Genomic DNA, 24,747 nt, shown 5'->3' with positions numbered 1-24,747 from the left:
TGCCCCATGTGCACCCTGGTGGCTCATAATTCTCGAACACTGCGCAACCACGCGATGACGATCCCGGCAGCCCCTGCTCCTAAAAATGGCAGGTGTATGGTCCACCTCCTGAAACGAGCTAGAAAACCCCGTTGCCGTGATGCACGGTACGCGGAGCGGGAAGCGGTGCAATCACGTCCCAGTGCTCAACTATTTTCCCATCGTGCAGGCGAAAAAGATCGTTGTAGATAACGGGTTCTCCAAACTCGCCCTCCGAGCGCAAAAAGACAAAGTCACCCTCAGCGATAATCTGATGCACCTTCTTATAGTCCAGTCGTTTACCCGCCTCGGCCCATGCTTGCGACGCAACGCCAAAGCCCTGAAGTCCGTCCGCAGCCTCGGGATTATGCTGAGCATAGTTATCGGTTGAAATATAACGTGCAACCGCGGAATAGTCTGCACCCACAAGTACCCTCTCGGCGAACTCCTGAACGATCGCGCGATTTGTGTCGGTCCTCTCGTGCTCGGAGACTATGGTTGGCCCATCGGTTTGAGTGCGGCCAGAGAGGGTGTTAGGTACCACGGGGGCGAGCGCATCCCAGTGTTCCACAATACGCCCGTTGTCAACTCGCCAAACGTCAAAACTCACTAGGGATTGTTCACCAAAGCCGTGATAAATCCCGTGAGTTACGACCAGGTTACCTTCGGAGAAGGCGCGTACCGGCTCGTACCTAAAACCCTCGGGAATACTCGAAACGAGTGCACGTAGTCCCTCAAGACCATCGCTCGCCAAGGCCGAGTGTTGGATGTAGGTGGGACCAAAGAACTCATCTATTGCTGACTCTTCACGATCGATAAAGAGTTTTGTTGTTGCAGCAATAACAACCTCTTTTGACAACATGCTGTTCTCCTTCATAAAACGTTAAATATTATGGTTATTTCGTTTGATGCGGTAGCGACTGTTTTCATCGGAACTGCCCTTACGTAATTTACTCCGGGAAGGCTCGTTTCCCTCTGGAAATTGGGCACTATACGGCGCATACCCAGGCCACACCTAGAGAATGCTTAAACACCGGCCAGAATTGCCGCTTTAGCCTTCAGTGATTCTCCAACACCGGGTTATTCAATCGAGCACCCCAGACGATCCGCCACAGCAAACATGGCCCGTCGAGCCTTATCCACCGTCATCAGGGCGTTCCCCGCCACAATATGAAGACCGTAGGCGTCTTCCAGCGCTACCAGAGTCATGGCCAGGTCATCGCGGCTCAGGGTTGGGGCGAAGTCACCGGAGGCTTCACCGGCCGCAATAACACGATGATAGGTCGCAAGTTGACGCCTATAGAGCTGCTGCACCAGCTCATTGTGCAGTGCGGAGGTTCCCGCCAGCACGTCAAACTCATAGAGCACCCGCATGAGCACGTCATCCGGCCCAGTGGGAAGACCCCGCTCGATGGCAGCGGCAAGCTGGGCCCGGGGCTCTGCGAGCGAGGCAATATGGGCATCCCTCTCGTCGGAGAATCGTTGCAGCCCAGCACGATGCGCCTCGCGCAGCAGATCGTCAAGGTCGTCATAGTAGTAGAGGATGGCGCCGCGAGTAATACCGGCCTCCTCCGCCACCGCGGAGAGTGAGAGGGTGCGCAGTCCCAGGTGCGAACCGGCGGCGAGGGTGGCGTCGATGAGGGCAGCGCGACGTTCCTCCTGATTACGCTGCCTAGCCATGTATAAGTACCTCTGTCCTCTGTATCGCTGAGGGATACCGGAACACACAGTATGTCACACCCTCGAATTGACCGCGACACTCGCATTGCACCGCGTATTGACACGATCCGTGTGACCTGCCACACTGGATGCATTCTTTGACGTCGGTGTCAAAGAATTCGGTTGAAAACCGGACAGCCACTGGGAGACCCCTCATGACAACCATCACACGCACGCTAGACACCCTCCTCACCGGGGGAACTGTACGCACGTTTGCACCCGAACGGCCCTGGGCCGAAGCGGTGGGAATTCAAAACGGGCACATCGCCTACGTGGGTTCCGCAGAGGACGCACCCGCCGCGGCCCGCACGATACACCTGGAAGGACGGCTCGTCACTCCCGGAATCGTCGACGGGCACAACCACCTACTACTCGGCTTTGACCCCGACGCGGTCAGCCTCGAAGGAGCCGAAACCCTGGCGGAAGCACGCATCCGCATAGCCGAGTTCGCCCGGCAACGCCCCGACCTTGACTGGATCTGTGCCGAAAACGCCGTCTACTCGGTGGTGAGCGGACGCCGCCCGCGCGCGAGCGACCTTGAGGGACTCACCGACCGTCCCGTGTTTATCACCACCTACGATCAGCATTCTGTGTGGCTCAATAACGCCGCCCTGCACAGACTAGGGATCACCACCGGCAGCGACATTTTCTGGGGTAAGCCCGAGCAAGATTCGAACGGCACACCCACCGGCTGGGTAACGGATTTTTACACCAGCGCCATGACAACCGCGGGACTCGCTCAGTTACAGCGCGACATTCCCATGTACTCACCCGACCGCCGCTACCGAAAAGTACTGTCGAGCCTTGAGATGGCAACGGCAACCGGAATCACAACGGTTGTAGAGCCCCAGGTGCCACTTGCCGAACTTGACCTCATGTATCGCGCCCGACGCGAGGGGCGCATGTCGTCCCGAGTTATCGCAGCTCTGTTTCATCCCGTAGGAGCAGACGGTGAATTTCGCAGCCAGCTCAGGGAAGCCGTTGACGATGCCCCTGCCGATGAGGTGCTCTCACTCGGCCCGATCAAACTCTACGCCGACGACGTTATTGAACCGCACACCGCACTGATGCTCGAGGACTACGCCAACCGCCAGGGAGAGCGCGGACGCCCCAGCTACCCCTCGGGCGAGCTGGCCCGTGTCATCACCGAACTTGACCGTCTAGGCTTCCAAACCCACACGCATGCGACGGGCGACGGAGGCATCCGCCTCGCTCTCGACGCAATCGAAGCGGCCACTGTCACCAACAAAACCGTGGATCGCCGCCACGGAATCGTACACGTTGAGTGCATCCACCCGGATGACCTGCCGCGCTTTGCAGCACTGGGCGTGACAGCCGCAATGCAGCCTCGACACTGCTCACCCGATCTCCTGGCGGGAACTTGGCAGGCCAATGTGGGAGAGTCACGCTGGGATCGCGCCTGGCGCTACCGCAGCCTCATCGAGTCGGGTGCCCGTGTTGCATTCTCAAGCGATTGGCAGGTTGGCGAAATGGATCCGCTAATCGGTGTGTATTCGGGCATGACACGCGCCCGGCTCAACGGACAGGATGCCTGGACTACAAACGAAATCATCACGCTCGATCAGGCCCTCGCGGGCTACACTCGAGTGGGAGCAGCAGCCTGGCATCGCGAACACGATCTGGGGGTTATTGCGCTGGGAGCCCACGCCGATCTCGCGGTGTGGTCCACAAACCTCTACGATCTACAGAATTCTCCAGAGGAGCTGCTCGCTCACCGCGCCGATCTCACCCTCGTGGCGGGCAAGATCGCCCACACCACACACGCGATCGGCTAGCATCTTTCAGCGGCAAAGCCATTGAAGATGCCATCGGTTAGCAGCCTTGAGTTGCGGGGAGGGGTGATTGAGCCCACTCGACGCTCTTCCCCCGATACACGATCTCCTGAGAGAGGCACTCAACTCGACTGCGGCGGAGCGAGGGGAAGCTGCACGATAAATCGGGTGTCACCGGGACTACTCGTCACATGAATCGTGCCTCCGTGCGCCACCACCAGGGCCTGCACGATCGAGAGCCCCAGTCCCGTACTCCCGGTGCTGCGCACCCGTGACTCATCCCCTCGCACAAAGCGCTCGAAAATGTGTGACAACTGCTCCGGAGGGATACCCGGACCGTTATCCGCCACGGTAATCTGGGCCGTAGGCTTTTTCTCCTTACCCGCCACGCTGTCGAGGGTCACGGTTACCCGAGTCCCCGGCGGTGTGTGGATGTGTGCGTTGGTAATGAGATTCAGAACAACCTGATTGAGCTTGGCCGCGTCTCCCAAAACAGTGAGGGGATTCTCGGGAACACTCATCTCCCACTCGTGTTCCGGATGAGTCACTCGAGCGTCTGACACCGTGTTAGTGACAATCTCGGAGAGATCAACCGCACCCGTCACGAGTTCTTTCCCCTCATCCAAACGAGCGAGCAGGAGAAGGTCCTCCACCAATCCGGTCATCCGAATCGATTCGGACTCGATGCGTTCAAGAGAGCGGGTAACATCGGGGTTACTGTTCTCCCTATCAATACGCTTGATCAACTCAGAGTATCCCCGGATAGATGCCAGGGGCGTGCGAAGCTCATGGCTGGCATCCGCCACAAAACGACGAACCTTATTTTCGCTCTGCTCACGCACAGTGAGGGCGTTTCCTACGCTATCAAGCATGGTGTTAAAAGCCGTAACAACGTGCCCCACTTCGGATTCAGCATCAATACCCTCGGTAGAGACCCCCTCAAAACTCTCTACCGCACCGCGATCAAGTTCACTCTCCGACACCCGCGAGGCCGCGGCCGACACCCGCTCAAGTGGCCGCAGGGAGGAGCGCACAAACGCGGTGGCCACCAGAGCAACAATCGATGCCCCCAGAATAGAGATAAGCACAATTATCCAGGCCAGACGGGAGACCGTTGTATTAACAGGCTCCAGCGGAAGACCCACAACAAAGGCAACGCCGTTCTCGTGTCCGCCCATAAGCTTGTAGTTACCCAGCCCAGATCCCAGGTTAATAATATGCGGGGCACCATCAATGGCGAGGGAGGCCAGCGAGGTAAGCTGCGGCACGGTCAATTGCGAAATGCTCCCGTCGTCCGCAAGGTAGCCCGCCGTTCTATCCTGCCCGTTGATCACCAGGGCGAGGGTTCCTGATGCCTGCCCCGGACCGTTCAGGATGCGCCAGGCGTCCGGCACATACCCCACGTCAAACTGTCCAAACCCACCGGCGGGTCCGGTTCCCAAAACCTGCCCCTGAGCCCGGCTAAAACTGGACTCCAATTCGTTATCTAGCTGTCCAAGCAGCGAGTTGCGCAACGCAAGAATACTCACCGCCCCGATTACCACGCTGATTCCCGCCACCACAGCCACAACAACAAGCACTAACTTGCGGCGCAGCGTTGTGGGGGAGAACAGCCGGGCAATCAGGCCGGAACCCCGCTGAGACGCCGAGGAGCTTTCGGGGACACCGGTCGTTTCAGACGCATCCGCAACACCGGTTGTTTCAGACGTGCCCGAAGCACCAGGTGCCACAGAAGCCTCAGAAGCACCAGGTGCCACAGATGCAGACGTATTGGACACCGCAGGGAGGTTAGAGGCATCGGGCAACGCGGTCTCGTCGGAGGCATCGGGCACCTCTCGGCTAGTCATCGACGGGAACCTTCAGTATGTAACCAACCCCACGAACGGTGTGAATCATCGGTTTGCGTCCCGCGTCAATCTTCTTCCGCAGATACGAAATGTACAGCTCCACGACGCTAGCCTTGCCGCCAAAATCATAGTTCCACACGCGATCAAGGATCTGCGCCTTACTCACCACACGCCTAGGGTTGCGCATCAGGTAGCGCAGAAGCTCAAACTCCGTACTGGTGAGCTCGATGAGTGTACCAGCACGGGTCACCTCGTAGCTGTCTTCGTCAAGGGTGAGGTCTCCCAGGCGAATCACGGGGTCATCAGCAGGCATCGTGAGGATGGAGCGGCGCACCAGCCCCCGCAGCCTGGCTACAACCTCCTCCAGGCTAAAGGGCTTGGTGACGTAGTCGTCACCACCGGCGGTGAGACCCGCGATCCTGTCATCGAGAGCGTCTTTAGCCGTGAGGAAAAGCACGGGAACCTCATTGCCCTCCGCCCGCAGGCGCGAGAGCACGGTCATCCCGTCAATGTCGGGGAGCATGATGTCCAAAACGATAACGTCGGGATAGAACTCCCGGGCAAGTGTAAGGGCACCTCCACCGTCTGCCGCAGATCGCACCTCCCACCCCTCGTATCGTAACGCCATTGTGAGCAGGTCTGACAGAGAATTCTCATCATCAACAACCAGTGCCCGAACGGGCTGCCCATCTGCCTTGCGCAGCGTGACATTCTCTGTGGGTTTGGGTGTGGGGCTCATGCTCATTCCTCCAAAGCTATAGGCCTATCCTATGTGTATCCTTTGAAAGGCCTCCTGATACGAGCCTAAAATCTCCTGCAAAACATCCTGTACGGAAGACCCCCCAAGCCGGAATAACCGAGCCCACCACCACGGCAATGAGCTTTCTCAACAGACCAGACACTGTGGTTCCGGGGTACCGAACCAAGGGGGCAGAAGGCCCCTATTTGCTCCCCCGCGCAATCTGCGCGATGAGCTGGTTCGCAAGATCTACCAGCTTATGAATTTCGTTATCGTCACGATCAACCCACCGGCACTGAGGCTCCCCCACCGGAACAAAATCCCGATGCTCCTCCCACACCATCAGGGTGCGTTCCGCCCCCAAAACGTATTGCTGCCACCATACCTGACGCAGATAGTTGCGAGGAATACTGCGCCAATTCTTGTTGGTGGTTTTGATCTCAGCAAGCTCAATTGCGCCGCTATGTCGCACCGCTACACCATCGGGAGTAGCAAGGTGGCGGGCGTCGCCCTCTGAGCGAAAGAGCGCATTGCTGGGATGAATCGCGTACTCGCCGCGAACCCACGAGGCGATGTGAGGTTCGCGAGCCTTGCCGTGCTCCGTGTAGACATTGCCGCTAAAACCGGTACCGTTAAGCTTCGAGTAGGCGGCGCTCTTCACCGACTGCGGGGAGGTGAGCTTTGCAACGTCCGTAGCAGTCACACCGCGGGCCCGGGCCCGCAACCACTCGATCCTGTCATGCCCGCTCACAACAACCTGCTGTCGTAGCTGCGCAAAGGATTTCTCGTGCGGCGCAAGAGTGATCACCGGAGGATCGGCGGGAATATCAAGCCCCAGCGTGCCGCTGCCGGTGGTGGATGCGTGCCCTGCTACCCGGGGTTCAGGTGATCCTCCGAGAACTCTTTCGGCTTCTTGCGGGGGAACAGGAACAAATTGAGGCACCCCTCTATTCTGCGCCACAATGAAGACGAATCGCGAAACGACCCACGGGGCGCGACAGAAGATACCGCGGGTTACATCGGGTGCCGATGTTGAATCATCAGCACCGAAGCCATAAGGGCAAGGGGTAACACACCAAACAGGAACGCTCCACCAGCGAAAACCAAAACGCTTCAATAGGGTTCATATAGCCATCAACCTGACCATTTGCAGCCCGGTGTACCGGAACCAGACCGGGCAAAGCGGTCCAGGGTAAACGCATCACAACAAGCGCGACCGCAAGAGCGAGACACAACAGTGCAGCCGGAAACCTGTATCTCAGAGGCAGCTGACTAGAGGTGGCGCTCTCCTCGGCGCGCCCTGTAGCCTCGGGTTGAGAGGAATCGTTTTAGTGTTTCAACGGCTTCCTTGGATACCCTGTCTAGTCCTGCTGACTAAACGCCGCGTCAAACGACGCCTCGGGCTGCTTCCACAGCAGAGACCGCACAAACTCCAGCGCCTCTTCGGCGCCGTGGAGCCTGTCCATTCCGGCGTCTTCCCACTCCACCGAGATCGGCCCTCGATACCCGATAGACCGCAGCGCCCGAAACGCGTCTTCCCAGGGAACGTCACCGCGGCCCGTGGATACAAAGTCCCAGCCGCGTCGCGGGTCGCCCCACGGCAGATGAGAACCCAGCACCCCGGCTCTCCCCTGAGACGGACGCATCCGGGTATCTTTGCAATCGACGTGATAAATGCGATCCTGAAAATCCCAGATGAAACCCACAGGATCGATGTTCTGCCACATCATGTGGCTCGGATCCCAGTTAAACCCAAACGCGGGCCGATGCGCGATAGCCTCGAGCGTCCGCACTGACGACCAGTAGTCGTAAGCGATCTCACTGGGGTGCACCTCGTGAGCAAACCGCACCCCCTCGGCATCAAACACATCGAGGATGGGGTTCCAACGACGCGCAAAGTCGTCAAATCCTGCCTCAATAACGTCGGCACCCACGGGCGGGAACATCGCGATGTACTGCCAAATCTTGGAGCCGGTGAATCCCACAACCGTGTTTACCCCCATCGCCCGAGCCACCCGGGCCGTGAGCTTCATCTCCTCGGCAGCGCGCTGCCGCACCCCCTCGGCGTCTCCGTCTCCCCACACCCGACTACCCACAATGGAGCGGTGCCGGAAATCGATGGGATCGTCACACACCGCCTGGCCCTTCAGATGATTAGAGATCGCCCACACCCCCAGCCCGTGCCGCTCAAGAATATCGAGGCGACCCCGCAGATAAGCGGGATCCTCCACCGCGCGCCACACATCGAGGTGCTCTCCCGAGCAGGCAATCTCAAGCCCGTCGTACCCCCATCCGCTAGCAAGGCGTGCCACCTCTTCTAGAGGAAGGTCTGCCCACTGTCCGGTAAACAGCGTGACCGGTTGTTTGTGAGTTTCTGCGTGTGTGCTCATGGTTGTTCCGTTTCTATGTTGGTCCACTGGCCGCTCCGTGCGGAAGAGAGAAGGGCATCAATAATATGGGAAGTCCGTACACCGTCGGCCAGCGTCGGTAGCCCCTCCACGCTCTCGCCGCGCACGGCCCGGTAGCTATCGTGCACAAATGCGTTAAAGCAGTCCTGGTATCCCTGAGCGTGACCGGGAGGCAGGAACGAAAGTCGACGGGTGTCCGCAGAGATCGCGGAGCCTGCGGAAACCCCACGCGAGATCAGCCGCGATTCTTCGGGTCCTCCCAGCCAGACCCGTTCCGGGTGTTCCTGATCAAAAACCGCGCTGCCCCGGGAACCATCAAGCTCAAACCAGAGTCGATTTTTGCGCCCGGCGGCCACCTGCGACACCGTGACCGATGCGAGCACACCGCTAGCCGAACGCAGCAGGGCGAGGGCCGAGTCTTCCGTCTCGACGGGCTGGGCGGTATCCCTCTGTGGCACCGCAATTGAGGTGGCGGCGGTGAGGCTCACAAACCGTTCCCCCGTTACCCACTCCACTAGATCGCACCAGTGTGAGCCAATGTCGCCAAAGGCCCGGGAGGCCCCACCCACCCGAGGGTCGACCCTCCAGCTTGTTGCCTTTTGTCCCAGGAGCCAGTCTTGTAGGTAGGAGCCGTGGATGAGGTTGAGGTCTCCAAGTTCGCCCGCCCGATAGCGGTCACGAATCTCACGCACGAGCGGGTGGTAACGGTACACAAAGGGAACCGTCATGATGCGATCGGTACGCTCCGCCACCTCGCGGAGGTGTTCGCCCTGCTGGGCGGTGAGGCCCACGGGTTTTTCCACGATCACGTGTTTGCCCGCCTCGGCCAGGCGCTCAGCAAAAGGCACGTGAGTATTATTGGGCGAGCAGATGTGCACCACCTCGGCATCGGATTGCGCCACAGCGTCGATGTCCTCAAACGCGTGCTCTACACCCCACTCGCCAGCAACCTGGGTACCACGCTGGGGTGTGGAGGCCATCACCCCGATGACAGTTGCCCCAGCCGCGAGCGCGCTTCGCCGGTGAACCTCGCCGATCATTCCAGCACCCACTATTGCAACACGAAGATTTCTCAATGCAACTAGCCTTTCCCAATCGATCATTTCACGGCCCCGGCTGACAGGCCGGCGACCAGGTGTTTCTGTACCAGAATAAAGGCGATGAGCACGGGCAACGATACCGCAACCGAGGCCGCCATGAGTTCGTTCCAGTACACGTCTGTTTGACTAGCGTAGGCCCGCAACCCCACCGCGAGGGTTTTGGTAGATTCGTTGGTGAGCACCGAGGCAAAGAGCACCTCGCTCCACGCGCTAATAAAGGAGTACACCGCAACCGCAACAATGCCGGGTTTAGCCACGGGGAGGACAACGTGCCACAGCGCGCCAAGCCGCGAGGTGCCGTCAATCATCGCGGCTTCCTCAAGCGCGGCGGGGATAGCGGCAAAGTATCCCGAGAGCATCCAGATCGCGAAGGGGAGCGTAAAGGTGAGGTAGGTAATAATAAGCCCACCGTATGATCCCTGCAATTGGATGCCGGTGACGTTTCTGATCTGCGTAAACATGAGGAAGAGGGGCAGCAGAAAGAGGATACCGGGGAACATCTGGGTGGAGAGCACTATGAGGGTAAAGGGCCGCTTACCCCTAAAGCTCAGCCGGGCCACCGCGTAGGCCGCCATCACCGCGATCACCACCGAGAACACTGTGGCGCTCGTGGTGACAATGATGCTGTTCATAAAGTAGCGGGCCAGCGGCACGGTTGACCACATATCGATATAGGGTTCGAAGGTGATCGACTGCGGAATCCACTCAAATACCCCGGAGACATCACGCAGTGATTTAACCGAGGTGGTCACGATCACATAGAGGGGCACCACGATAAAGAGCGAGAGCACGCTCAGCACGATTGCCCGAGCAATCCTAAAACCGCGGGTTTCAATCATGGTCTTCCTCCCTGTTTCTGAGCACCAGGCGAATATAAACGAGGGACGCCCCGAGCAGCACCACGAGCAGCAGCACGCTCATCGCACCTCCCAACCCGAAGTTCCAGCTCACAAAGGAGTTCTGGTAGATAAGCGGCGAGAGCAGTGTGGCTTCCCGGGGCGAGGTCTGCCCAAAGAGCACGTAGGGAACGTTGAACTGGTTAAACGTCCAGAGCGATAACACCAAGAGCAGCACGGCGTTTGAGGGCCTGATCAGGGGGAGCGTGATGCGGCGAAACTGTTTCCAGAGCGAGGCCCCGTCGAGCGCCGCCGCCTCGTAGATGTCGTTGGGTATGGTCTGGAGCGAGGCCATGAGCATGAGGAACGCAAACGGCCACAGCTGCCAAATATTAACCACGATCATAGAGATGAGCGCGTTGCTGCCCAGTAACCAGAAGGGGCGATCCCCGTCAAAGAGACCGAGGGTATCCACCAGGAACTGGTTGACCGCGCCGTCGCGCTGGTTGAGCATAAACGCCCAGGCGATGGTGGTCACAAAGTGCGGGAGCGCGTAGGGAACCAGGAAGAAGGTGCGAAGAAAAGCTCGCCCGCGAAATGCCGAGTTGAGAAATATCGCACCCGCCATACCCAGCACCCAGGAGACCCCCACCACGATAACGGTGTAGAGGACGGTGCGCCCGAGCGATTCGAAGAATTGCTGGCCGATGGTGCTGTTCGGATCGAGCCCGTTAATGAAGTTTTGAAAGCCTACAAACGGCGCCGAAGTCCAATTAACAATATTGAGCTGGTTGAGCGCGATAAAGGCTATCCACACCCCCAGAAGCATGGGAATGATGTGGATAAAAAGCTCCATGAAGGCGGCGGGAGCCACCAAAAAATACCCCAGCTTTGAGTGTTTACGCTTGCGCGACGGCGGGGTTGCTTTGGGGTTCTGGCGGATTTGAGTGCCGTTTCTGGAGACTGTCGGGGGTTGAGCGTGAGTGGTCACGATTGTTCCTTCTCGATGGAGGATAGGGGGTGGACGGTGCGCGCGATGATCACACACCGCCCCGGGGTGCCCCCACCCCGTCTCTATTGCAGGGCCGCAGACATCTGGCTGTTGGCGTCGGACAGCGCGGAGCGGATACTCGCCGCCGTGAGCTTTCCGGCGGCGGCCTGCGCAAAGAGTTCTCTTGAGGCAGTCCCAATGAGGGTTTCCATCTGGCCCTCTTGAGCGATGAGGGGCATGGGTGCCGCGTTATTCGCAAGCGTCTCCTGTTTCAGCTGGACCTCCTCCGTTTGGAAGGCGGGATCGGAGTAGCCGTCAAGGATCACCGGGAGCGAGGTAAAGGCCTTGTTGAGCGCAATCTGCTCCTCATCGCTGGTCATAAAGCCCACAAAGTCGATCGCGGCGTCTTTGTTTTTGGCGTTTTTGAACACGGAAAGGTTTATCCCCGCCACGTGGCTCACGATTGGTTCCCCACCCGAGGGAAGGGGATCAATCATGGGAACCATAGCCACTCCCCAATCGCTAAAGTCTCGGGCGTTAAAGACCTTGATAGGGCTCTGATTAAAAACCATGGCCGCCCTACCGTCGACCAGGTTGGTGACGCTGTTGAGCTGATCCGTGTTTTCGGCATCACTCGGCGACACAATTTTTGCGTCGGACATGAGACCCACCCACGCGGTCATTGCGGCAACAACACCGTCATCCTCAAACTGGGGTTTGTTGTCCTTGTCAAAGAGCGGGCTACCGTTTTGCAGCCCGAGCGCAAACACGTAGTGCGCGTTGTTTGGTACCGACGCTCCCGCGGTACTGAATCCCCACTGATCTATCGTGCCGTCACCGTCGGTGTCTTTGGTGAGTTGCTGCCCCACCTCGATAAACTCGTCCCAGGTGGCGGGAGGCTCGGTGATCCCGGCCTCCTCAAAAAGCTTGGTGTTGTAGTACATGTTGTAGGCAAGCGCGTAGAGGGGAACAGAGGTGTGAGTCTCACCGGGTTTTCCACCGGTAGCCCACGAGTTCTTAATGAACCGTTCCTCGCCACCAACCGCCTCGAGCAGCTTGCCTTCCACCGGTTCAAACGCGCCAGTTTCTTGTAGCGTGGTGGCCCAGGTGTTGCCGATGTTGAGCACATCGGGTCCGTCACCGCTCGAGACCGCGGTGAGGATACGGGTGTAGAGGTCGGTCCACGGGATCACCTCCAGGTTCACCTTCACCCCCGTCTTCTCTTCAAAACGCTTGAGCGTGGGTTCCAGGCGTGCCCTATCGTCTTCAAGAGAGGTGCCCTGGTTTGAGGCCCAATAGGTGATCTCGGAAGTCCCGCCGGAGTTATCGTCTCCCCCGGAGCATCCGGCAAGAATAAGCGAAACTGTCGCAAGAGCGGCCAACGGAGCGAATCGTCTTCTGAGTGTTGGTGTCATGTTTTTCCTATTTTCTACGGTGAACTGGATGTGATGTGCCGGTTATTCCGGCGATGTGTCTCGACGCGGTATTGTTTTTCGAAGCGGTATTGTTTTCAAAGCGGTATTTTTTTCAAAGCGATATTTTTTTCAAAGCGATATTACGCCCCGGCTACAACTCCGCCGCGTGAGGATCCCAATCGGTGGGCAACAGGTCGCTTCGCTCCACCCGGCTGTGCACCGAGACAAACTCGTGTGTGCGTGCGGACTCCGCAATCGCCGTCATGGCATCAACCACGTGAAAGGCGAGCTCTCCCGTTGCCCGGTGCGGGCGGTTCTCTCGAATCGCCCGGGCCATCTCAAGCGCCCCGGTTCCCCGGCTAGATTTCTCGGTGACGGTGATGAGGGATTCCCACTCATCGCTACCCGTGCGGCAAATTTTAATCTCGCCGTCAAAGTTATTGGGATCGGGGAAAGACAGCGTGGCCTCGGAACCCGTTACCTCAAACACCCCGTGGGTCACGCGTGGGGATTCAAAACTCAGGATGCTCTGCGCGCTACCACCGCCCTCAAACTGGATCAGCGCGGACACGTGGGTGGGAACCGTAACGTCAAAAACGGTTCCCGCCCGGGGACCCGACGCGATGGTGCGCTGCTTCCGAGCCGTGGACGCCAACGCGGCAACCCGGGATATCGAACCGAAGGTTTGCACCAGCGTGGTGAGGTAGTAGGGCCCAATGTCAAAGAGCGGCCCGGCCCCCTCCTGAAAAAGAAAGGCGGGGTTGGGGTGCCACAGCTCGGGACCGGGATTCTGCATCACGGTGACGGCGGTGAGGGGCACTCCGATGTCTCCCCTCTCGATCACGCGAAGCGCTTCTTGGATGCCCTCCCCCAGAAACGTGTCGGGGGCACAGCCCAGCCGCACCCCGGCGTCGCTGGCGGCTGCGAGCAATTGCTGCCCGCTCGCGCGGTCCAGGGAGAACGGCTTCTCGCTCCACACGTGCTTTCCCCGCTCGATAGCCCGGAGCGCCACCTCCACGTGCGCGGCGGGAATGGTGAGGTTGATCACCAGGTCGACCTCGGGATTGTTGAGCACGCTGTCGGCGTCACCACTGTGGGGAATATCAAACTCCTGCGCACGGGCGTGGGCCGCCTCGGGGAAAAGGTCTCCCACCGCAACCACCTGAGTATCGGGGAAGGAACGCAGATTGTTAATGTAGGTCTGCGAGATCACACCCGCCCCGATGATTCCCACGCGAACCGGTTGCTGTGTTGTCGTCATCGTGCGGTCTCCTGTTCCAGACTCTGAAGGTAGGCGAAGCTCTGGGCCACCGCCTCAAACATGTCGCCCCGCGTGGCGTCGAGTTCTACCACGCGTGCCTCCAGGTGCTGGGCGGCCCGCACAATGGCCTCAATATCGAGAACTCCGCTGCCCACCGCCACCTGATCTTTTGGTTCCCGGGTGGCGGGGCCATCCTTCACGTGAATGAGTGTGACGCGGGAGCCCAGCCGCTCAAGAAGCGCGGGAACGTCTGCCCCGGCCACCGCGGCCCAGTAGGTGTCGACCTCGAGCACAACATCGGGCTCGAGGTAGTCGGTGAGAACCTCAAGGGCCGTGCGATCGCCGATGCGGGTGGCCACTTCCCACCAGTGGTTGTGGTAGCCCACGCGGATGCCCCATTCCCGGCCGGTGGCTGCCGCAGCGTTGAGCTCCGCGGCCGTCTGCCGTATGAGTTCTTCTGAGGCCCAGCGCTCCTCGGGAACGTGCGGGTCGATAATCGTTGTGATGCCGAGCACCCGCGCGGCACGAAATATTTCGTCCCGGTCGGATGACAGGAGTGGCGCGTGCCCGCTGGGAGCGACGAGGCCATGAGCCGTAAGGGCCTCTGCCAACTCGTGAGCGCGAACCGCAAAGTTATAGGGTTCAACCGCCCGAAAGCCTATCGTGGCAATCTTCGCGACGGTACTCGCAAGGTCATTTTCTAGGTGGTCACGCAGCGTATAGAGCTGAATCGAAGTGAGAGGACGAGCCACAAACTCTCCCTTGAGTAAAGAACGAACGGGTCTGATTTAGGTTTACGCTATTATGACTTTTGTTTTAAGTCAAGCAAAAGATAAACAATAGAAATTAAAACTAGGCGATTTTGCGTGTATTTCTAATTTGTGGAATCATAAGATTTCAATCTGTCGAGAGTTAAAAGTCAGGGCGCACAGCCACAACACCAATGATTACGTGGCTTTTTATGCCTCAGCGCAGGGACAGCTACTACAACAAACGCCGCGATGAAAATAACCGTTAGCAGCCCGCAAGGTCTATCGCCGTCTAACAGCGCCCCCTCATCAGTCAACACTCGACCTAGCCGGGTTCGCAAGCACTCCAGAGGGCCTGGTGCATGAAATGAGATCCGAAAGAATGAAAGTGACGCTTATCCTTTTGCAAAAATAGATCACTTGCTGCTAATGGATGCACAAATCTGCATTGACACGATTAATTAACATAGATAGCCATCCGATCATATTATCGACACAATTCCACTAATATAACCGAAATCCTATGAAGCCTTAGAAAGTCAGATAGAACCACGCTCGACTCAGATCCATGCCTATGGGCACACAGAAAATCTCATCGACCATCTTATTTGCTGAAATTAATATCGCCGCTGACTTGAAACCTCTTTTTGAAAACATAACAAGGAGAGCCTCAGATTCAACTAGCCCCATAACAGTTTTGCTCGGAAGTAAATGAAAAATAGATAGTGATATAAGAGGTCCCTCCGATAGGCGGTGCCGTAGCGAGGATGTGCTGGGTGCTCGGTGGGCAAGGCGGAGGAAGAAGGTCTCACTGGATCATGTGAGATCGACGACGACAACTCAGCCTGCCGATCACCCAGTGCACCGCAGTAGACACTGCCTATTGGTGAGATCTCTAAGTATCATCTAATTTGTATTAGACGAATAAACGTGTGACTATTACATACAAATATGGGCAATGACGCTCTGCGTTATACACACTCATCTCGCATGGGGGCGAAATGCTCATGAAGTTTTCGATCAGAACATCGAAGAGGAATCATCATGAAGAAACTAACTCGTCGGGCTTCGGTATTTGTAACTGGTGCTGCCGCATCCATTTTACTTTTCACGTCCGGGGTGGCACCCGCGTTTGCAGAAGAATTCCGTGAGCCGCAAACTGTAGCCCTTTTCACAAAGGTCAATGGCAAAGCCATTCAAATTACAGATAGCTATATTGAGTCACATACGCTCGATCTGACAGACAAAACAGCAAATACTGACCAAACGAGATCGCCCCAAGACTCATCGACTGGAATCAATGGTTTGGGTGCTTCTCCTTGAACAACGAGAACGACGTCTTCGCAAACTACATGTTCTGGTACGACGGAAGAGGCCGAGATGTGCGACTGAAATGCGGTAATAACTTATGGGGATATAAACATATCCGGGCAGGTAAGGAACTGGATTGGCAGTCGAAGCTTAACAGTGCCAGGGCCGTGGGGTGGCAGGCATCTGCACTGGGGGTTGATTCATGGGATGACCTCATGTCCGGTGTAACAGGGATGGTTATCCTTTACCCTGACTATCTTCGCAGAGACTCATTGAGCAATAAGTGGTGTGCAAATAATCAGTTATATTTGCAAGATGTCAAGACGGGGAAGGAGTTGTATTCATTCCGGGTGGAAGTTGCATGGGCATCTGACAGTGATCGACTCATCACTTCTTTCCCAACAAGCAGACAAGTTTGCTGATTGAAAGGTGGCAGGTGCTAGTAGTCCCACCTGCCACCTTTCGCGTCCCACCCACTTCCCCCGGGGATGATCTCCGCGAAGTCCCAGACTTCCTCTCGCAACTGGGCGGCCAGGCGGGCTCCTTCTGTGAGCCATCGACGAGAAAAATCCTCATCCTGAGGCCCGTCATATCGAAAGTTGACACTCCAGTCCTCATACCAGGCTTGAAGGTCAGCAGCGAGCTGACTGCTCAAACCGAGATCGTGCGGTGTTGGCAGGGGGTTCGTTTCCGTGTTTTCCCAGAGCGACCAGGGATTTGTGCCATCAGGGTAAAAGCGAATCTGCCGTAGCTGCCCCGCGCGTTCTCGCTCCGCACGTTTAATTGCTCGTTCTGGCGTGGCAAACGGAGGCACGGGGATTTCTATCTGTGAAATTGGATCAATCACATAGCTCGTCTCAAGCATATGTCCAGCATACAGCTGTCAATTAGCGTCAGCAGGCTCCCTCACACGAGATTCAACACAGAAACCTGACACCCTATTCTAGCTGAGAACAGTGGGTTCCACTGTCTAATTTTAGCGCTCTGCTTGACTTAAAACCTGAATGAACCGCTCTGTCCAGCGAACTCCACAAAAGCTTGTTCGGGAGTCTCACTAAATTTCGCCTATCGATGAGATATGTTTCTACACTGTACGCATTTGGCTCGAAGTCGGGCAGCGAGCAAGCAGAACCTAGGGCAGCAATCGAATAGAACACCCACAGAACCCGCCCTGAAATCCCACGACCCACCGGATGTGCTACGGTAACTATGTTCATATATGTCCATGAACAAGAACGGCAAGCAGGAACAATGAAGATCGCTATTGTTGGCAGTTATGGTGTGGGTCTCACCATGCGCGTCAGCCAGGTTCCGCGCGCGGGGGAAACCCTCAGCGGCGGCGTATTCGCGTCGGGGCACGGGGGAAAAGGGTCCAATCAGGCTGTCGCGGCCAGCAGGCTCGGTGCCGACGTCACTTTTCTCACCGCGGTTGGTAACGATGAATACTCTCGAAGCGCTCACGAGCTCTGGGCCACAGAGGGCATCGATGCCTCCCACGTTGTGACCGTGCAGGAACCAACCATGGCCGGGTTTATCCTGGTGGAGGAAAGCGGTGAAAATCGCATCATCATCGCGCCGGGTGCCCTCGAACAGCTCACCGCCGAACATGTTCACAACTTCACCGAGGTACTCGCAAGCGCCGATATGGTTATTGTTTCGCTGGAGATTCCGGTTCCCGTTGCTCTTGAGGCGCTCAGAATCGCCCACGAACACGGAACCCGCACCCTGCTCAATCCCGCCCCGGCCGCGCCCATCCCCCGGGAGGCGTGGGCCTGGATCGACGTGGTCACCCCCAATCGAACCGAGGCCGAGGTTCTGCTCGGCAACGATCTCGACAACACCCACCAAAACCCCGAACACCTGGCTAAACAACTCCACTCAATAACGGGGACAGATGTGGTGATCACCCTCGGCGCAGACGGCGCTGTGCTCGCAACCCACTCTGGGATTCAGCACGTGACTCCTGTCGCCCCCAAGCAAATCGTCGACACAACCGGAGCGGGCGACTCGTTTACCGCAGCCCTCGCGGTTGCCCTCACCGAGGGACACAGCCTGCACCACGCAGCCCGTTTTGCTGCGCACGTTGGTGCCCACGCGGTGTCGATTGCCGAGGTAATTCCCGCGCTTCCACGTCGTGATCAGGTTCCAGAACCCGGCACACGCTAACCCGCTCACCACATCATTTCGCAGACAGAAACCCCGAACAAACACCAACCCCCACACAAACAAAACACACCCCACAGACACACCACATCCACAGACACCCCCAAGGAGAACCATGACCACCGTTGACTTTCGCTCACTCACCCCCGCGCAGCTCGCCCCGTACATTCAGCACACCAAAATAGAGGTGGGTTCCACCCGCGAAGATATGACGCGCCACGCGGAGGAGGCTGCGTCCTTCGGTTTTAACGCGGCCATGGTTCCGGGATCGTGGGTTCCGCTCACCGCCGAGGTCCTGCGGGGAACCGGCATTGAGGTTGCGTCGGCTCTCGACTTTCCCACGGTAGGTGTGATGACCAGCGCCGGTAAGGCTGCCGAGGCCGCCGAACTGGTGCGCCTGGGGGCAACCCAGATTGATATTGGGGTGCAGATCGGGTGGCTCAAAAGCGGCGACTTCGACGGTTTCCGCGAGGACATTGCCGGGGTTGTGCGAGCGGCGGGCGTGCCCATTAAAGTGATGCTGGAGCTCCCCCTGCTCACAGACGTCGAGAAGGAAACCGCCGTGCAGCTTGCGATCGAAGCGGGAGCCACCTATCTCAAAAACGCCAGCAGCGGCCAGATCGAGACGGCCAACCCGGCAAGCGTTCGCTACCTGGTGGAGCGCGCGCCCGAGGGTGTGCTGGTGAAGGCCTCCGGATCGATCAAGGGATTTGAGCAGACGATTAGCCTGCTTGAGGCGGGTGCCGTCTGCGTCGGAACGAGCGCCGGTATCCAGATCGTCACGCAAACCGCGGACGCCAACACCGCGAGCTACTAGACCCAGGGGTCCGCACCAACCCCGGTGCGGACCGCACGCCGATGTGCACAAGAGATGAGGAAAACAGCACATGGATGAGTCCGGATCGTTTGGTTCCCCGCCCGACCGCAGCTTCCCCGCACCCCTTCACGCGCAGATCTCCGACGACATCCGTTCGAGAATATCAAGCGGAGACTGGGCCCCTCACTACCGGCTCAAGCCCGAACCCGACCTCGCAGCGGAACTCGGTGTGAGCCGCGGCACGCTGCGACGCGCCCTCACCACGCTCATCAACGAAGGGATGCTCGTCCAGATTCGCGGGCGCGGCACCTTTGTCACCTCCACGGTCCTGGAACCCGCTATCGCACAGAAGCTCAGCACCCTATCGGAGGACTTTGCCGCGCAAAATATTTCGTGGCGCACCGAGGTGATCGAAACATCCCTCATTGAAGCTCCACGGCCGGTTTCTTCGCTGCTGGATGTTCGGGCGGGAGAGCGCATTCTGCGCCTGGTCCGGCGAGGTGTCACCGACAAGGGACCCGTTGCCCACCTCATCAACTTTGTTCGCACCGACCTGGCCCCCGGTATCGAAGAAATCGATTTTAACACCGTGAGCCTCTTTGGAGTGCTTGAACACCGCTACGGCCTCACAATCGGTTCGGGACGCCGCACGTTCACCGCGGTTTTAGCACCCGCCGAGGTGGTGGAATCCCTGAGCCTCAGCGAATCCACCCCTGTTCAACACCTGGAACAGGTGACCTATCTTGAGGACGGCCGCCCCGTTGAATACTCCGATGTATGGCTTGATTCCGCCAAGATTCGCGTGACCTCCGTTGTCGGACGCACATAGAATATTGCTCCCTCCAGCTTTTATTACACACCCCCAAAAGAAAGAAACACCATGACCACTCGACTCATTATTGATACCGACACCGCTCAGGACGACTGTATTGCCCTGCTTGTTGGTCTGCTTGACAATGCCGCTCAGCTAGAGGCCATCACCATGGTCGCCGGGAACGTGGGCTTTGACAGCCAGGTACAAAACGCCTTCATGACGCTGAACGTCGCCGGAAGGCTCGGTGAAGTTCCTGTATACCTGGGTTGCACACGTCCTCTCATGCGCGAGTGGGTCTCCGCAGAGAACGTTCACGGCGACGGCAGCGGCGGTCTCAGCATGGACATGTCCGACCAGGCGGCAGAAACGGAGCACGGGGTCGACGCCCTGATTCGCATCGTCAACGAGAGCCCGGGAGAGGTCAACATCGTGGCAATTGGGCCCCTGACCAACATCGCGATGGCCGCGGTCAAAGACCCCACCTTTGCAGAAAACGTGCGCTCGCTCGTGATCATGGGTGGCTCAAACAATGCCCGAGGCAATATTACGGCGGCGGGCGAGTTCAACTTTTACGTCGACCCGGAGGCTGCACAGACGGTATTTGAGGCGGGCTTCAATATCGTTGTTGTGCCGTGGGCGCCCCTCACCCTGAACGATGCCGTGTTTGGTCACCAACGCCTGGCCGAGATCAAGGCCATCGACACTCCCCTCGCTCGTTTCTTCACCCGGATCTGCGCCGCCACCCTCGCCTTTGACGAGTCTGTGGGCATAGCAGGAACCACCCACCCCGACTCGCTCTCCGTGGCGATCCTGCTGCACCCCGAGCTCATCCTGGAGCAGAGTCCCTACAACGTCGCCGTTGAAACCTCATCGGAGTTAACCCGCGGATACTCGGCTATGTCGTGGGGTGTTCACGGACTCACAAACAACGCTATGGTGGTGGAACGAATCGACTCGGATGCCTTCTACAAGCTGATCACAAGCCTCCTCGCACAAGAGATCACGCCCAGCCGTGAGTTTGGAGGAAACCTGTGAGCGTCACACCCACGAACACGGTGAGACCTCCCCTCGTCCTCACCGCCCTCCTCATCGCGGTGGCCAGCTTCCAACTCAACGCCACCATGCTGGCCCCGGCCATCACCTCAATCAGCACCGAGCTCAACACCACCCCCACCGTGGTAGGTCTTTCCTCCACCGTGTTCCTCTTTATGGCGGCAATTGCGGGAATTGTGCTGCCCCCGCTGAGCGACATTATCGGACGCCGCCGAGCGCTGGTCTACTCAATTTCGGTCATGGCCGCGGGTAGCCTCATCGCCACAATCGCGGTTAACGTTCCCATGCTCATGATTGGGCGAGCCCTACAGGGAGCCTGCGGAGCCACCATCTCGCTCAGCATCCTCATGCTGCGTGACCTCTTAAACAAGCGCCAATTTGGCAAGTACCTCGGAATTCTTACCGCCGTCAACAGCGGAGTGGGTGGCGTTGACACGCTGCTCGGTGGAATCATCGCAGACACCCTCGGATTCCGCGGAATCTTTGCGCTCACCCTTGTGCTCGAGCTCCTCGCGATCGTGCTGATTCGCTTATGGACTCCAGAATCGGATGCTGTGGTCGGCTCACGCATGGACTGGCCGGGAACCATAACCCTCGCCCTCGCCCTGCTCGCCATCAACGGCGGACTCACGCTTGCGTTTGGCGAAGCGGGCTGGACCCACGGCTACACCTGGGCTTGCCTCGGCGCCGGAGCCATCCTCTTGATAACGTTTGGCCTGATCGAAAACCGCGTGAAGCAGCCGCTCCTCCCCATGAAGGTTCTGCGGCAGCGCGGCGTGTGGGGACTACTCGCCACCACATTCTTTACAATGTCGTCAAGCTTCGCCGTGCTACTCTTCCTGATCCCCGCCTGGTCGCAAGACGTCAACGTGGGGTTTGGTATGAACGGAACGGTATCGGCGCTGCTCTTCCTCCTGCCGTTCTCGCTGCTCGGCTGGGCCGTCGCCCCGTTTGCGGGACACTTCGCTCCTCGCGTGGGCTACCGCTTGGTCTTACGGATCGGCCTCGCGGGGAGCGCTGCCCTGATCCTGGGCCTCATAGCGGGAATCGAACACCAGTGGGTTGCGTTTGTGCTGGTCTTCCTCATGGGAGCCACCTACTCGGCCGCGAGCGCCACCGCGCTCAACGGACTCGGGATAATCTACGCCCCCGCCTCTAAGCCCGGAATTCTACCCGGGCTCAACTCCACCATGTTCAACTTTGGTGCCTCGATCGGAATCGGGATGCTCGCCGCCACCATAGCGGCGACACCGGATACCGCGGGCTTTAAGCAGGCCCTGATAGTGGCTGGCGTTCTGGCGGTGATCGCGCTCTCCGTGTCCTTTGCGCTTCCCGCAAAACAGGTTGAGGGGGAACGGGTCTAATTGACGCGGGGCCCGGCGCTACTCGTTAACGCGGTGACCAGGCCCGGCATTGCTCGTTGGCGCAGTGACCCGGGCCTGGCGCTACCCGCGAACGGGTAATCCGTATTTGACGCTACTCCAGGCTCGGAATGCGCACCCCCGTCGAGTACGAGAAACTGTACGAACAAAACCAGATACTGCGATCAGGGCTCTAACTGCACGACTCCGTTAAAGCCAGGGCACATCAATCTCCAAGAAAACCAGGGCGCTTCACTTCATATATGTCAGAGAACCTATCTCGGTGATGTTCGTCAGTAGCACGGTTCTCTGAACATATACAAGTGAATCACAATTTGCTTCTGGTGCCCGCAGAAATCGCACCCTCACTCGCCGAGAGACAAAGATCGTCATTCATCTTGATGACCAGTGCAACAATCAGACGCAGCGCAATGAGGTACGTACGGACATGCTCCTCCTCATTGTCGGTGTGGGGCTGCGACCCGTGCAGGTATCTATTACGTAAGTTGGGTCCGTTACTAAATCCCACTTTATTAAGAAAGTAGTTAAAATAGTCCCCCTCAGCGTCAGTCAACAGTGAGGATCGACGCTCAACCCAACCCCTTTCCACCATATGGTCTATTTCCACGCGCCCAGCCTCCGAGAGGTGATAATAGTTCGCCGCTTGGGTATTAAACAACGCTCTAAGAATCAATCGCTGCTCCGTGCTCGCGAACCGAACCCGCTCGCCCGTGTCTTCAAGAACTCCGAGATTAATCAGATGATCGACAATCGCTTTCTGATAGTCACGGAAGTCCGTGTAGGCAACTCGATTCTCTAAAAGAAGTTCAGCGACATCATTACCTTGCAACCCCTCGTTGATGTATTTCAATTTCGATTGATCAGAGAATAATACATTAAGAATATCGACAATCTCTTGACCATCTACCGGGTAGACATACTTGCCGTTAAGAAGACTTGGTATCTCCTTGTATCGCACCTGACCCGAGACCATGGTGAGCAAATCTCGATCAAGATCACCGTTCTCGGCAAACAGGCCAAATTGGTTTACTACGCTTTCCATCTCAGCAAAAAGATGCCGAACTCTCTGGAGATACGACGTACCGCTGACTGACGGGGTGAACGAGAAGTTTGAGATTCCAAATTCCTCAATAAGATACGTTTCGAAAAACCAAGAGACAACTTTCTCCAAGTTGCTATCCTGTTCTTCTAGGAATTGACAGTACATGCGCATCTGCAACAACGAATTCATGTCCAGAGCTCGAAAAGCAACGCCGACCTTGTACTCAGTGTTCCCGGTAAGCCCCATAAACCGCTCAACCACACTTAAGCGCGCCGGGTAAGACGGGAGCGTTAGAAGTACTTGGCGATCAACGAATTCAAATAGGTGCTGAAAGTTATTGAGAATACTCGGGTTATCGGAGGTTTCCTCCAGCCAGCGTCTACTGTATGTTTGTCGCCATACCGAGCCATCCGAGGAGTCCATCTCAAAAACCACTGGTTCATCCTGATCGTCAGAGATGTTAATATCACAGCCGAACTTAAATCCCTCGTTTTGCTCGAAAAACTTCGTGTTTAATTCTTCGATGCGTCGCCTCACCCGCAATCTAAGCTTGCCGTCGATACCGATCCGAGCATCATCATTCGCAGTTGAGATCAACTGCACATAGTTCCAGTTTGCATCGTCATCATCGATGTAACGCTCAAGCAAGTTGCGAGCGTCCTTCGATGTAAAACTGTGTGGAAGATATATCTCGCTCCTCTCAGTCTTCTCCAAGTACTTGCGAACTAGGTGCTCGGCGTTTCGAGGTGAGACGAGTAACTCATCCCGTATTTCGGTGTCATACGCACGCACGAGGCTCCTGCTCGCAAGCATCTCGCCAAGATGAACATCTGCGGCCTTCAACGCGGGAAGCTCTATCGTGCTATCGCAACGCTCGAAGGCCTTGTTACGATCGAGAAGATCAAGAAGATCTCTGTGAAAATCGTAGTCGACCCCGTTCACGATAGTGGGAAAATTTGAATGGTCCACCCCAGTAAAGAATCGCGCAACAGCACTGCGAATCTGCGGAACCCGTGCCACAAGTTGATCTCCTTCTTCCTCAGTGCAAGAGCTCGGAATCAATCGATGCTCAAGATACTGCTGCACGTTGTGAAGCTCAAGAACGTCCATGACACTCGTCAAAGGATTCGTAGCATCAAACTGTGCAGCAAGTTCGACCGCACGCGGAGCATACACAACAACGGCCAGGTCATGCACTCCATAGAACTTAACCCGCAACAATTCGTCATCTTCCCCACTCATGAGCGGCCCTTCCCTCGCAAGTTTAGAACGATCCCATCCTGACGCAA

21 protein-coding genes are annotated in these 24,747 nt (G+C 57.5%); 7 read left to right on the top strand and 14 right to left on the bottom strand.

Annotation, left to right across the window (positions count from 1 at the left end; all coding sequences use genetic code 11):
- Nucleotides 1-118: 118 nt before the first annotated feature.
- A complete protein-coding gene (locus FrondiHNR_RS02365; protein ID WP_279353645.1) occupies nt 119-880 on the bottom strand; it encodes a nuclear transport factor 2 family protein in 762 nt (253 codons plus the stop codon).
- A gap of 218 nt (nt 881-1,098) precedes the next feature.
- Complete coding sequence (locus tag FrondiHNR_RS02360; RefSeq protein WP_279353644.1) at nt 1,099-1,698, bottom strand: TetR family transcriptional regulator; 600 nt, start codon at nt 1,696-1,698, stop codon at nt 1,099-1,101.
- Between the two features lie 194 nt (nt 1,699-1,892).
- Between FrondiHNR_RS02360 and FrondiHNR_RS02355 the strand changes: the two genes are divergently transcribed.
- On the top strand, nt 1,893-3,533 hold the full coding sequence (locus FrondiHNR_RS02355) for an amidohydrolase (RefSeq protein ID WP_279353643.1): 1,641 nt from the start codon (nt 1,893-1,895) through the stop codon (nt 3,531-3,533).
- A 119-nt stretch (nt 3,534-3,652) separates the two neighbouring features.
- Here FrondiHNR_RS02355 and FrondiHNR_RS02350 read toward each other — a convergent pair whose 3' ends face one another.
- The 10 genes from FrondiHNR_RS02350 to FrondiHNR_RS02305 all read right to left on the bottom strand — a co-directional run bounded on the left by FrondiHNR_RS02350 (nt 3,653) and on the right by FrondiHNR_RS02305 (nt 14,879).
- The gene (locus tag FrondiHNR_RS02350; RefSeq protein WP_279353642.1) at nt 3,653-5,377 is read right to left on the bottom strand and encodes a HAMP domain-containing sensor histidine kinase; all 1,725 of its coding nucleotides are present in this window, start codon (nt 5,375-5,377) and stop codon (nt 3,653-3,655) included.
- Nucleotides 5,370-6,122 carry a response regulator transcription factor gene (locus FrondiHNR_RS02345; protein WP_279353641.1) on the bottom strand — a complete coding sequence of 251 codons (753 nt, stop codon included), beginning with the start codon at nt 6,120-6,122 and terminating at the stop codon, nt 5,370-5,372. Before FrondiHNR_RS02345 ends, FrondiHNR_RS02350 begins: the two co-directional genes overlap by 8 nt.
- A 196-nt stretch (nt 6,123-6,318) precedes the next feature.
- Nucleotides 6,319-6,867 (bottom strand): YqaJ viral recombinase family protein, encoded by a 549-nt coding sequence (locus FrondiHNR_RS02340; RefSeq protein WP_279354451.1) that lies wholly within the window; start codon nt 6,865-6,867, stop codon nt 6,319-6,321.
- A gap of 610 nt (nt 6,868-7,477) precedes the next feature.
- A complete protein-coding gene (locus FrondiHNR_RS02335; protein WP_279353640.1) occupies nt 7,478-8,506 on the bottom strand; it encodes a sugar phosphate isomerase/epimerase in 1,029 nt (342 codons plus the stop codon).
- Nucleotides 8,503-9,600 carry a Gfo/Idh/MocA family oxidoreductase gene (locus FrondiHNR_RS02330; protein ID WP_279353639.1) on the bottom strand — a complete coding sequence of 366 codons (1,098 nt, stop codon included), beginning with the start codon at nt 9,598-9,600 and terminating at the stop codon, nt 8,503-8,505. Before FrondiHNR_RS02330 ends, FrondiHNR_RS02335 begins: the two co-directional genes overlap by 4 nt.
- A 23-nt stretch (nt 9,601-9,623) precedes the next feature.
- Nucleotides 9,624-10,463, bottom strand: coding sequence for a carbohydrate ABC transporter permease (locus FrondiHNR_RS02325; protein WP_279353638.1), 840 nt, complete (start codon nt 10,461-10,463; stop codon nt 9,624-9,626).
- Nucleotides 10,456-11,451 (bottom strand): sugar ABC transporter permease, encoded by a 996-nt coding sequence (locus tag FrondiHNR_RS02320; RefSeq protein WP_279353637.1) that lies wholly within the window; start codon nt 11,449-11,451, stop codon nt 10,456-10,458. Before FrondiHNR_RS02320 ends, FrondiHNR_RS02325 begins: the two co-directional genes overlap by 8 nt.
- Before the next feature lie 83 nt (nt 11,452-11,534).
- Nucleotides 11,535-12,866 (bottom strand): sugar ABC transporter substrate-binding protein, encoded by a 1,332-nt coding sequence (locus FrondiHNR_RS02315; protein WP_279353636.1) that lies wholly within the window; start codon nt 12,864-12,866, stop codon nt 11,535-11,537.
- Between the two features lie 151 nt (nt 12,867-13,017).
- A complete protein-coding gene (locus FrondiHNR_RS02310) occupies nt 13,018-14,127 on the bottom strand; it encodes a Gfo/Idh/MocA family oxidoreductase (protein ID WP_279353635.1) in 1,110 nt (369 codons plus the stop codon).
- Nucleotides 14,124-14,879, bottom strand: a complete 756-nt coding sequence (locus FrondiHNR_RS02305; RefSeq protein WP_279353634.1) for a sugar phosphate isomerase/epimerase — start codon at nt 14,877-14,879, stop codon at nt 14,124-14,126. Before FrondiHNR_RS02305 ends, FrondiHNR_RS02310 begins: the two co-directional genes overlap by 4 nt.
- 1,041 nt (nt 14,880-15,920) lie before the next feature.
- Between FrondiHNR_RS02305 and FrondiHNR_RS02300 the strand changes: the two genes are divergently transcribed.
- Nucleotides 15,921-16,199, top strand: coding sequence for a hypothetical protein (locus FrondiHNR_RS02300; RefSeq protein WP_279353633.1), 279 nt, complete (start codon nt 15,921-15,923; stop codon nt 16,197-16,199).
- 427 nt (nt 16,200-16,626) lie between these two features.
- Here the strand turns inward: FrondiHNR_RS02300 and FrondiHNR_RS02295 are convergent, their stop codons facing one another.
- A complete protein-coding gene (locus FrondiHNR_RS02295; protein WP_279353632.1) occupies nt 16,627-17,034 on the bottom strand; it encodes a hypothetical protein in 408 nt (135 codons plus the stop codon).
- A gap of 404 nt (nt 17,035-17,438) precedes the next feature.
- On the opposite strand from FrondiHNR_RS02295, the gene FrondiHNR_RS02290 reads away from it, so the two are divergent.
- From FrondiHNR_RS02290 to FrondiHNR_RS02270, 5 genes are all read left to right on the top strand, one after another.
- Nucleotides 17,439-18,353, top strand: coding sequence for a ribokinase (locus FrondiHNR_RS02290; protein WP_279353631.1), 915 nt, complete (start codon nt 17,439-17,441; stop codon nt 18,351-18,353).
- Nucleotides 18,354-18,465: 112 nt separating this feature from the next.
- Nucleotides 18,466-19,167 (top strand): deoxyribose-phosphate aldolase, encoded by a 702-nt coding sequence (deoC, locus tag FrondiHNR_RS02285; protein WP_279353630.1) that lies wholly within the window; start codon nt 18,466-18,468, stop codon nt 19,165-19,167.
- 70 nt (nt 19,168-19,237) lie between these two features.
- Nucleotides 19,238-19,996 carry a GntR family transcriptional regulator gene (locus FrondiHNR_RS02280; protein WP_279353629.1) on the top strand — a complete coding sequence of 253 codons (759 nt, stop codon included), beginning with the start codon at nt 19,238-19,240 and terminating at the stop codon, nt 19,994-19,996.
- A gap of 51 nt (nt 19,997-20,047) precedes the next feature.
- A complete protein-coding gene (locus FrondiHNR_RS02275; protein WP_279353628.1) occupies nt 20,048-21,016 on the top strand; it encodes a nucleoside hydrolase in 969 nt (322 codons plus the stop codon).
- A complete protein-coding gene (locus tag FrondiHNR_RS02270; protein ID WP_279353627.1) occupies nt 21,013-22,398 on the top strand; it encodes an MFS transporter in 1,386 nt (461 codons plus the stop codon). Before FrondiHNR_RS02275 ends, FrondiHNR_RS02270 begins: the two co-directional genes overlap by 4 nt.
- Nucleotides 22,399-22,723: 325 nt before the next feature.
- On the opposite strand, the gene FrondiHNR_RS02265 is transcribed toward FrondiHNR_RS02270, so the two are convergent.
- On the bottom strand, nt 22,724-24,700 hold the full coding sequence (locus FrondiHNR_RS02265; protein ID WP_279353626.1) for a hypothetical protein: 1,977 nt from the start codon (nt 24,698-24,700) through the stop codon (nt 22,724-22,726).
- Nucleotides 24,701-24,747 lie beyond the last annotated feature (47 nt).

The sequence above is a fragment of the Lysinibacter sp. HNR genome (assembly GCF_029760935.1).
In the GTDB taxonomy this organism is placed as follows: domain Bacteria; phylum Actinomycetota; class Actinomycetes; order Actinomycetales; family Microbacteriaceae; genus HNR.
This window is presented reverse-complemented; position numbering and strand designations above follow the sequence as displayed.

Bases quoted from the DNA above. Each gene is read 5' to 3' on its own strand.
- FrondiHNR_RS02365 (WP_279353645.1), bottom strand. From the start codon at position 880: ATGTTGTCAAAAGAGGTTGTTATTGCTGCAACAACAAAACTCTTTATC.
- FrondiHNR_RS02360 (WP_279353644.1), bottom strand. From the start codon at position 1,698: ATGGCTAGGCAGCGTAATCAGGAGGAACGTCGCGCTGCCCTCATCGAC.
- FrondiHNR_RS02355 (WP_279353643.1), top strand. From the start codon at position 1,893: ATGACAACCATCACACGCACGCTAGACACCCTCCTCACCGGGGGAACT.
- FrondiHNR_RS02350 (WP_279353642.1), bottom strand. From the start codon at position 5,377: ATGACTAGCCGAGAGGTGCCCGATGCCTCCGACGAGACCGCGTTGCCC.
- FrondiHNR_RS02345 (WP_279353641.1), bottom strand. From the start codon at position 6,122: ATGAGCATGAGCCCCACACCCAAACCCACAGAGAATGTCACGCTGCGC.
- FrondiHNR_RS02335 (WP_279353640.1), bottom strand. From the start codon at position 8,506: ATGAGCACACACGCAGAAACTCACAAACAACCGGTCACGCTGTTTACC.
- FrondiHNR_RS02325 (WP_279353638.1), bottom strand. From the start codon at position 10,463: ATGATTGAAACCCGCGGTTTTAGGATTGCTCGGGCAATCGTGCTGAGC.
- FrondiHNR_RS02315 (WP_279353636.1), bottom strand. From the start codon at position 12,866: ATGACACCAACACTCAGAAGACGATTCGCTCCGTTGGCCGCTCTTGCG.
- FrondiHNR_RS02310 (WP_279353635.1), bottom strand. From the start codon at position 14,127: ATGACGACAACACAGCAACCGGTTCGCGTGGGAATCATCGGGGCGGGT.
- FrondiHNR_RS02300 (WP_279353633.1), top strand. From the start codon at position 15,921: ATGAAGAAACTAACTCGTCGGGCTTCGGTATTTGTAACTGGTGCTGCC.
- FrondiHNR_RS02290 (WP_279353631.1), top strand. From the start codon at position 17,439: ATGAAGATCGCTATTGTTGGCAGTTATGGTGTGGGTCTCACCATGCGC.
- deoC (WP_279353630.1), top strand. From the start codon at position 18,466: ATGACCACCGTTGACTTTCGCTCACTCACCCCCGCGCAGCTCGCCCCG.
- FrondiHNR_RS02280 (WP_279353629.1), top strand. From the start codon at position 19,238: ATGGATGAGTCCGGATCGTTTGGTTCCCCGCCCGACCGCAGCTTCCCC.
- FrondiHNR_RS02275 (WP_279353628.1), top strand. From the start codon at position 20,048: ATGACCACTCGACTCATTATTGATACCGACACCGCTCAGGACGACTGT.
- FrondiHNR_RS02265 (WP_279353626.1), bottom strand. From the start codon at position 24,700: ATGAGTGGGGAAGATGACGAATTGTTGCGGGTTAAGTTCTATGGAGTG.